Source organism: Microcystis sp. M53603_WE2 (assembly GCF_030065435.1).
In genome coordinates this window covers 1-6,166 of record NZ_JASJFF010000847.1, presented here as the reverse complement: position 1 = coordinate 6,166, position 6,166 = coordinate 1, and the positions used below count along the sequence as shown (strand labels likewise).

General features: G+C 50.7%; 2 protein-coding genes. Both read right to left on the bottom strand.

Annotation, left to right across the window (positions count from 1 at the left end; translation table 11 throughout):
• Window positions 1–371 precede the first annotated feature (371 nt).
• Window positions 372–4,379, bottom strand: a complete 4,008-nt coding sequence (locus tag PX481_RS17980) for a DNA-directed RNA polymerase subunit beta' (protein ID WP_288095308.1) — start codon at window positions 4,377–4,379, stop codon at window positions 372–374.
• Window positions 4,380–4,602: 223 nt separating this feature from the next.
• Window positions 4,603–6,166: DNA-directed RNA polymerase subunit beta (locus tag PX481_RS17975; protein WP_502888615.1), on the bottom strand; the 1,564-nt coding region annotated here is incomplete at its 5' end.

Sequence of the window (6,166 nt, the reverse complement as noted above, 5' to 3'; positions counted from 1 at the left end):
GAGATATGGGGAAGCAAGGGCAATTTTTCTAGAAAAAAACCCTTGTTATCCCCCAAAAATCTCCTGCTTTTCTCCCCAAACTCCCTAATTTTTTGGCTAATTCATACTAAATCCGTTGAGTATAGGCTACATATTAGGACAGGCAAAAGGCAAAAGGCAAAAGGCAAAAGGCCGTGAGATCAGCCGAACGGCAAAAGGGGCAATAGATAATCAGTCTTTAATAACCGGATTTAGTGTGAATTAGCCAGAAAATTAGGGAGTTTGGGGAGAGAAGCAGGAGATTTTTGGGGGATAACAAGGGTTTTTCTCTAGAAAAATTGCCCTTGCCTCCCCGTGTCTCCCGTTGCTCCTTGTAATATCTCGACAGACGATTATTCTTCTTCTTCGTAATCCTCCTCGAAATCGTCCTCCTCCCCTTCCTCATCAGCTTCTGACCAGCGATCGCTGATGGGTTGGCGACTAAAGCGACTGCTGCCGCGGGAGGAGAGGAAAGCCATCTCATCATCCTCTAAATCGACCACATCACCCTCAGCGTAGGCGCGAGCGGTTTGATCGTCAAGAATCATATCGCTATCGTCACTACTATCGCCGAAACCGGGACGAGGGGGCAAGCCGAGGCCGCCGGGGGGAGCGTAATAGCTACGATTGTTGTAGTTATATTCCTCCTCTGGGGGGGTGTAATCGCTGATCCCCGCCGTGTTTTCGTGGGAATTGAAGCCAGTACCCGCCGGAATCAGACGACCGATAATCACGTTTTCCTTGAGACCCCGTAACCAGTCGGACTTGCCTTCGATCGCCGCTTCGGTGAGGACGCGGGTGGTTTCTTGGAAGGAGGCGGCACTGATAAAGCTATCGGTATTCAAGGAAGCTTTGGTTATCCCCAGTAGTACAGGCGTATATTTAGCTGCCGCCCCACCGGTGATCGACATGGCTTCGTTGACCGTCTCCACCTGTCGCAGTTCCAACAATTCCCCAGGTAACATACTGGTATCGCCGCCGTCATCGATCCGCACCTTAGAGGTCATCTGACGCACGATCACTTCAATATGTTTATCGGCAATATCGATCCCTTGGGATTGATAAACCGACTGTACCTGATCGACGAGGAACATCTGGGTTTTTTCCAAGGCTTTCAGGGCCGCCTCGTAACTGCCCAGGCTATCCACATAATAATTAAAGAACACCTCTAAAATCTCGTGGGGATTAGCCTGACCATCGGTTAACGCCTGACCCGCATCGATACGCTGATTATCGCTCACCAGGGGGTTTTGACTGCCTAAAAGCGGATATTCACTGATCGTGCCGTCATCCTCGACCACCTTAATATCGACGATCTCAGAATCTTGGTACTCCACTTGACAAACTCCCGGCTTGCGTGCCAGGACACAGGCCTCTTTCGGTTTACGCGCTTCGAGCAGTTCTTCGATTCTCGGTAAACCTTGAATGATATCCCCGGTTTTCGAGCGCTCAAACACCAACAGCACCAAATTATCGCCCCGTTGGACCAGATCTCCCTCGTCGATGTGCAGAATGGCCCCCGCCGATACTCGGTAGGGTCGGGCCTTACGCAGACGGATTTCATAGCCAGTGGCGGTTTTGTCAACGGCCAGCACTTGACCGGAATTGGGGGCTAAAACTCCGGCAGCGATCTCAGCTTCGGCGATTACCAGATCCCCAGCTTTGACGGTGGGAGCAACAGCGAGCGGGAGAATAAACTCGTCACGGTCACTCACAATTAAAAGACGGCGCACCGCTTCGCTGCCCTTGCGAATCCCGCGAATTTCTCCAGCTTCCTTACACTGGATTTCGGTTCTGGCCACCACTGCCCCCGGTGGAATTTCATCGCCATCTTGGACGAGAACGCGAGTCTGAATATTACCCCCTAAAGGATCATTATCACTATCTCGACGCAGCACCAGAGATTCGAGAATAACTAACTGTAAACGCTGACAATCCCTGTCCTCAATCGGTTCTAACTCGATATCGGCCGTCAGATGGGAGACCGATTCCGGTTCTTCGCTAGAAATTTCTAGGACTAATTGGGTGCTGATCAGTTGACAACCCTCGACGGATTTAACTCTTTCCCCGTCTTTAAAGAAAATGCGCTGCACCGATCGCAGTTCGATATGTCGTCCTCCTTCTTGGTTAGCGGAACCTTGGGTGGGAGAAGTGGATTGGTCTTCTACGGCGAACTCCTGTACTGGTCGCAGCAGTAATCCCAAACCCTCGTTAGTTTCCACCCATTCCGCTTGCCGCAACTCCTCGATCGTGACTTCAGGAGTCAACTGTGTCCCTGGGTAAATTAACTGTTCTTGGGCAATTCCGGAGGATTCCGGTTCGAGATCCATAAATAACAGCCCCGGTTTGACAATGATCTCCCGGAGGATGTCATTTTTCTGGATGACTTCCACCACACCGCTAGAGTTACAGAAGATGTCTTTAACCACTTCTTCCCCTGCTTCCACATACTGCCCATCTTCCACCTGTAAGAGGGAGATATCTTTATTGACTTCGTGGGTTTCTTCGGGAATCCAGAGGATCGTGCCGCCTTTGGTGATTTCATAACCCTGTTTGCGGCTGCCTTTGGCGACTTCGATATCGACGTATTTAATCATCCCGCCGGTGTGGGTTTGATAGCGATCATCGATTAACTCGGCGACAATAGCATGATTCTGTACCTTTGTCCCCGGAGTGGTTTTCAGCAGGAAGCGCTGACCATCGACCGAATGAATAATAAATTGTTCCCGACCAGCGCTACTTTCCACTTTTACTTCGGCCTGATCCAAAGACACGGAAGCGGTGACGATATCGATTTCCCGGCTATTGGGGGCTAAACGCACCAAACCGCCGTTAGTGGATACTAACTTAGTTTCCGCTAGAACATCCCCCACTTGTACTTGATCGCCGTTACTGACCACGGGTTCAGCCCCGGTTGGCAAGTTATACACTTCTCCGGAGAGAATCCATAGTAATCCCCCCCGTTGGGCGATGCGGGTGGTATTGCCTTGGCGATCGGTTTTTTCCTCTGGGACTAATTGCGAGAATAGCACCTCGCCGGCTAAGTCACTGGTTACGTCTTTTGTGGCTTTTTCCGTGGATTTTTGGACTTTATCGGAGGTTATTTCCGCTAGTAACTGTTCCTCGCTTACCGTTGCCCCATCGGTGACAAATAGCAGTGATCCCGGAGTCAAAGAGTAGGTGACAGTTTCTTTAGTTTTATCCTTGGGTGTTAATTTAATTTCCCCCGGCGCCTCCACCTGGTCCCGTTCATCCCCGTGGCGAGTTCGCACGTTACGGATACTTAACCCCGGCAGAAAACGCACGGTTCCCTCGAAGGGACTCCGCACTTGCCGGGCCACTTCTCCGGTAAATACGCCCCCAGTGTGGAAGGTACGCATGGTTAACTGAGTTCCCGGTTCCCCGATCGATTGGGCTGCAATAATCCCCACTGCTTCCCCCATATCCACCGGATGACCGTGGGCCAGACTCCAACCGTAACAGGTTTGGCAAACTGAGCGGGCTGCTTCACAGGTTAAGGGGCTGCGGACTTTGATTTTATCGACCAGTTTGCCCAGTTTTTCGGCGGTTTCATCATCGATAATCTGGTTGCGGGTGGCGATCACTTCTCCCTTGACCACCACATCTTCGGCCAAGGAACGACCTAATAGGCGATCGCTTAAGGGAATTAACACGCGATCGCCATCGGTCATAGCAGTTAATTCGATGTAACGATTGGTGCCACAATCTGCCTCGCGGACGATGACATCTTGGGACACATCCACTAGACGACGGGTCAGATAACCGGAATCTGCCGTCCGTAGGGCGGTATCAACTAAACCTTTGCGCGCCCCGTAGGAGGAAATAACGTATTCGGTAACGGTCAATCCTTCCCGGAAGTTAGTCTTAATCGGGAGGTCAATAATTTCCCCCTGGGGATTAGCCATTAATCCCCGCATTCCCACTAACTGACGCACTTGGCTCATATTGCCCCGCGCCCCGGAGAAAGCCATCATATAGACGGAGTTGAGGGGATCGGTCACTTGGAAGTTGCGAATTACTTCATCTTTAAGCGATTCAGATGTACTATTCCAAGTATCAATTACTTTTTGGAAGCGTTCCACTTCGGTGATTTCCCCGCGCACATAACGCTGTTCGGTTTGCCGGATTTCCTGTTCGGCACTTTCGATCATTTGTCGTTTAGCCGGCGGTACGGTTAAATCATCCACACTAATGGAAACCCCTGCTTTGGTAGCGAAACGAAACCCGAGGTTTTTCAATTCATCGGCCATTTGTGAACAGCGCGCCGAACCGTAGTTTTGATAGGCCCAAGCGATCAGTTTTTTCAGTTTTCCTTTGTCAACAGTTTGGTTATAAAACATCTCGATCCCAGTAACAAGTAAACAGCTATTAGCTATCAGCATTCAGCATTCAGCTATCAGTTAGAAAAGGGAACAGGAAACAGGGAATAGGGAACGGGGAATAGGCAAATTTTTACTTTACTGTCCTTTTTTTTGCTTTTTCCTGGAAAATTCTCTCCTGTCTCCTGTCTCCTGACTCCTGACTTCTCACTGATAACTGATTACTGATTACTGATCACTGAAATTACACTTCCGATTCTTCTTCCTCAAAGTCTTCCGTGGTTAAAGATTCGTAGGTGGGGCGAGAGGGGGCGCGACGACCGACATCGACCATCAGATCCACCTCCACATCGCGGGAAGTACCATCGGGGGCATTTTCCACCTTGTGAACGGCGATATCGAGGCCGAGGGATTGCAATTCTCGCATCAAAACCTTAAAGGATTCTGGCGTACCCGGGCGGGGAATCGGCTTGCCTTTTACGATCGCATTTAAAGCCTCATTCCGTCCTTGCATATCATCGGATTTTACCGTTAGCAATTCCTGCAAGGTATAGGCCGCCCCGTAGGCCTCTAGGGCCCAGACTTCCATTTCTCCGAAGCGCTGACCCCCCTGTTGAGCTTTACCGCCCAAGGGTTGCTGAGTAACCAAGGAGTAGGGACCGGTAGAACGGGCGTGAATCTTATCATCAACCAGGTGAACCAGTTTTAACATATAGGCCATACCGACGGTAACGGGACGGTCAAAGGGTTCGCCGGTGCGACCATCATAGACGGTGACTTTGCCGGCGTGTTCTTCCTTGAACACCCAATCGCGATTAGGTTTTTTCGAGGCGTTTTCTAGCAATCCGTGGACGGTTAAACGGCTGGCTTCTTCCCCATACATTTCGTCAAAAGGAGTAATCTTAAAGCGCACGCCCAGATTTTCGCCAGCCCAACCCAGTAAACATTCAAACACCTGACCGACGTTCATGCGACTGGGAACCCCTAGGGGATTGAGAACGATATCGACGGGACGACCATCGGGGAGGTAGGGCATATCTTCCAGGGGCAGAATCCGAGAAATAATCCCTTTATTGCCGTGACGACCCGCCATTTTATCGCCCACTTGGATTTTGCGTTTTTGGGCAACGTAAACCCGTACCACCATATTGGCCCCGGGGGGTAATTCATCTCCCTGTTCGCGGGTAAATACCCGCACATCCACTACCCGGCCTTTTTCGCCGTTGGGGACGCGGAGGGAGTTATCCCGTACATCCCGGGCTTTTTCGCCGAAAATTGCCCGCAGTAGTTTTTCTTCGGGGGGTTGGTCTGATTCGCCTTTCGGGGTGACTTTCCCCACGAGGATATCGCTGGCTTCTACCCAGGCCCCGATGCGAATAATGCCGCGTTCATCGAGGTTTCGCAGGGCATCTTCACCGACGTTGGGAATTTCCCTGGTGATTTCCTCAGGTCCGAGTTTAGTTTGACGAGCTTCGATTTCGTATTTTTCAATGTGGATACTGGTGTAGGTGTCTTGTGCCACCAGTCTTTCGCTGATTAAAATCGCGTCTTCGTAGTTATAGCCTTCCCAGGGCATATAGGCGACGAGGATATTCTGGCCGAGGGCGATTTCTCCTCCTTCGGTGGCGGAACCATCGGCGAGGATCTGCCCTGGCACAACTTGTTCCCCTTGATAGACTAAAGGACGCTGATTTAGGCAGGTATCTTGGTTAGAGCGTTGATATTTCTGAATTTCGTACTCGATCTCGCTCTTGCCAAAAATCTCTTTGTCTTCATCCGCCACTTTGATGCGAATCCGGTTAGCATCG

Bases quoted from the DNA above. Each gene is read 5' to 3' on its own strand.
- PX481_RS17980 (WP_288095308.1), bottom strand. From the start codon at position 4,379: ATGTTTTATAACCAAACTGTTGACAAAGGAAAACTGAAAAAACTGATC.